Origin of the sequence: Fulvivirga lutimaris (assembly GCF_009711525.1) — a bacterium.
In the GTDB taxonomy this organism is placed as follows: Bacteria; Bacteroidota; Bacteroidia; order Cytophagales; family Cyclobacteriaceae; genus Fulvivirga; species Fulvivirga lutimaris.
The window spans coordinates 1-3,655 of record NZ_SMLV01000168.1 but is presented as its reverse complement, the minus strand read 5'-3'; the positions used below and the strand labels follow the sequence as shown (position 1 = coordinate 3,655).

General features: G+C 35.1%; 4 protein-coding genes. 3 read left to right on the top strand and 1 reads right to left on the bottom strand.

Going from position 1 to position 3,655, the window contains the following annotated elements; translation table 11 throughout:
* On the bottom strand, positions 1 to 679 hold a 679-nt coding region (locus E1140_RS01295), incomplete at its 3' end, for a delta-60 repeat domain-containing protein (protein ID WP_185153358.1).
* 285 nt (positions 680 to 964) lie between these two features.
* Between E1140_RS01295 and E1140_RS01290 the strand changes: the two genes are divergently transcribed.
* The 3 genes from E1140_RS01290 to E1140_RS01280 form a co-directional block, all read left to right on the top strand.
* Entirely contained in the window at positions 965 to 1,372 is a 408-nt protein-coding gene (locus E1140_RS01290) for a hypothetical protein (RefSeq protein ID WP_155178232.1), read from the top strand.
* 107 nt (positions 1,373 to 1,479) lie between these two features.
* Complete coding sequence (locus E1140_RS01285) at positions 1,480 to 2,604, top strand: transporter (RefSeq protein WP_155178230.1); 1,125 nt, start codon at positions 1,480 to 1,482, stop codon at positions 2,602 to 2,604.
* Positions 2,605 to 2,774: 170 nt separating this feature from the next.
* Positions 2,775 to 3,655, top strand: an 881-nt coding sequence (locus E1140_RS01280) for an ABC transporter permease (protein WP_185153357.1), incomplete at its 3' end; no start/stop codon positions are given.

The following is a 3,655-nucleotide window of genomic DNA, read 5'->3' as shown; positions in this document are numbered from 1 at the left end:
AATTAAATGACTCATCAATTGTACCATCAGCGTTTAATTGTATCATATCGTTGAATGAGGAGCCGTTAAAGCTGTTAAAATCGCCACCAACTATAATTTTATCATTTGTAAGAATTTTTAATTCACTTGTATAGGTTCCATAAGAGTCAGGTCCAGAGTTATTATTGAATGTTTCATCAATTGTCCCATCGATATTAAATCTTATAATACCATTTGATGATTCAGTCAAGCAAACAATTTTACCACTAGATTGAACCCCTATATCATGGACATTAATTAGGTTAATGGAAACGTTGAATGTTTCATCGATTGTCCCATCATAATTCAATCTTAGTAAGTCGTTATATTCTTCAAAGTATCCTGCAACGTAAATTTTATTCAATTCCTTGTCATAAACAGCATCATATATATTGCTGAATCCCTTAGATATTTTTGAAATGTTTTCTGAAAACTCTTGATCTAAGGTGCCATCTGTCTCTAACCTAACAAAGCGCCTAACAGCTTCATCATCTACTGATGAGAGGTCTCCAGAAAGGATAACCTTGTCATCAGGTAAAACCATCATAAACCTAATTTGAGGTAAACCTTTTAGTTTAGGTTTAAAGTTAGGGTCAATAATTTGACCTTTTCCAACGGTTAATGACAATACAAGTAGAGGTAATAGCCAATATTTTTTCATAAAGTTTTATTAGAATAAAGGCAATTATAATTTATCTAAATAAATATTGTATCTCTTCGAATTAAAAAATAATATAATATTTTATTCATATTTTTATTATTGACTGAATAATAGGTAGTTACGAAATAAGTAGGTAGAATAAATTAACCCTCATAATATATCTACTCTAAAATTATTTCTATATTTAAATGTTTGAAAAAGCTGTCTGCCATATTTTTAATAATGTTACTGACCTCTTCTTGGTGCGCCAGCTACTTTACATTGCGCATTATTGACAACGTTGTGATGCAAAATAAACTGTCTGTAAATCAGCTGAAATTATCAGAAAAGATAACTGAATCTTTGGGTCTATCTGGAGATATTGTTCTAAAACAAACTGATATTGATTATAAGCTTTCTTTAGGTTATGCCGCACCTTTTATCATCGCACATGATGAAAATTATTATGAGGTAGTTGAAGAGCCTGTTAATGTAGAGATTAATAATAGCTTGTTGAAGTTTGTAAAAGTACCCAACTCAGAAACCAATAACGTTTCCTTCATTGTGAGTAATCTTTTTCAGACATATGTTCATGATGTAAATAATCTTTATACTACACGATTTTTAGCAGATAGCAAGCTTACTTTTTCTGCATATCGTAATAATAACTACTCTAGCTACCTTTCTGTAGCAGTTCCTCCACCCAGGGTTTAATTTTCATTTCTTATTTAACTGATAGGTTTTTTCGCTATCAGCATTAATGCCTGCATTTAAACTAATGCAGCAAAACTTAATATTTATGAAAATTTGAACTCAATAAAATGAAAAATATATACTCATTAACAATACTATTATTTATCGCTGTAAGTATTAATTCTTACGGGCAAGGTTGTGTAGCCATAAGAGGTAATGGCTATAGTGGTGGCTTGAACAGTGGCATTGGTTTGTCTAAAGGTGAATTTAATGCGCAATTGGGATACCGACATTTTAAATCTTACAAGCACTTTAGAGGCAGTCACGAGGAAGTTGAGCGTGTGGAAAATGGCACAGAGGTAATTAACAAATCTAGTTTTGTAGACCTCTCTCTTAGATACGGTATTACAGACCGCTGGTTTACCAATATCATATTGCCATATGTTAATCATGACAGATCTTCGATGTATGAGCATGGAGGAAACCCTCCAAATGGCCTTGGTGAAAGACATACAACTGCATCAAGCGGACTTGGAGATATTCGAATAGGTGCAGGTTTTTGGCTCTGGGAACCAGGCAAGCATGACTTTAACTATTCATTAGGTCTTGGGCTTAAATTGCCTACAGGCAGCTATGACTATGAAGATACTTTCTACAATCAAGGTGATAACAGAGATCAAAATGTTAAAAGAGTGGTTGATCAGTCTATTCAGCCCGGAGACGGTGGTACAGGTTTAGCTCTTGATATTCAGGGGTATCAAAAGATTAATCACCGTTTCGGAATCAATACCTCTGTATACTATCTCTTTAACTTTCAGGAAACCAATGGTGTACTCACCAGAAGTGGAAGAAGCAAGTTTTCTGTTCCTGATCAATTTGCTGTTCAGGTAGGTAGTTACTACGCTACCATGAAGGGGTTCAGTCTTTATCTGGGAGGTAGAGTTGAAGGCGTTCCTGCTAAAGATTTAATAGGTGGAGATGCAGGCTATAGAAGACCAGGATATGCTGTTTCATTGGAGCCAGGTGCTGGATACGCTTATAAAAACTGGTCTTTGTTCGCTAGTGTTCCCATTGCAATGTATAGAAATCGTATTCAGAGCTACGAAGACAAAGTAAGAACTCAGGAAACAGGTGTTTATAGACATGGAGATGCTGCTTTTGCTGATTACCTGGTTAATGTAGGTGTTAGTTTCCGTTTTGGTGGAGCTAATCAAGATGCAACGGTTGTGAAAGATAACCCGTTTTATAATTAATACTAGTTTGGTTTCTGATTGTTTCAGATCAGAACAGTGCCATGTTCCATTATGGAACATGGCATTTCTTTTTATACCCATAAACTATCCTTAGAGTTGTGTGAGGGCTATTTTTAAATTAGGTACACCATTTGGTAATCATGAAAAGGAATAGAACTAATTTTATACTCATGATCAAAAACTACCTCAAAATAGCCTTAAGAAACCTGCAGAAGAATAAAGCTTTTTCTATTATTAACATTCTTGGAATGACCATAGGGATGTCATCATTCATGCTGATAGGTATTTTTGTTTGGGAGGAATCACAGTACGATAATTATTATAAAGATAAAGATCGAACTTATCGTTTATATGATATTTTAACCTCTGACAATGGGCAGGTGAGCTACTTACCAACTATTCCTCCAGTCTTTGGTCCTAAGTTATTGAGCGATTATCCAGAAGTGGAGTCTACTCTGCGCATAATGGATTTGAAGCAAGATGTACTTATTACCATAGAAGGTGAGAGTGCATATTACAAGGGCGCAGTCTATTCAGAAGCTTCAATATTTGATATGATGGATGTCGACTTGATATCAGGAAATCAGGAGACAGCTTTAGAAAGGCCAAATACTATAGTCATCTCTGAGTCTTTTGCAAATACCCTTTTTGGAAGTAAGGACGCAGTTGGTGAAAGCATTGAACTTAGCCAACAGCCCTATGAAGTGACAGGTGTTTACGCAGACTTTTCTAATCATAGCCATCTCAATCCTCCAATGATATTGTCTTTTGCATCATTTACACAGTACATGCCCGAGACTAGAATGAACGATTGGATATGGCATCAGTTCTATACTTATGTGAAGTTTAAGAACCCTATTGACGTTAGCGATTTTGAGTCTAAGCTTAATGATATGGTTGCTGATAATGCACCCCCGAAGGAGAAATTTGGACTAGTATATGAATCCCATATTCAGAATATTTCTGATATATATTTAAAATCAAGCATGTTTGAGCGTGATATGGCTAAAAGGGGAAATATTACGACACTCTATGCTTTATCAGCTTCAGC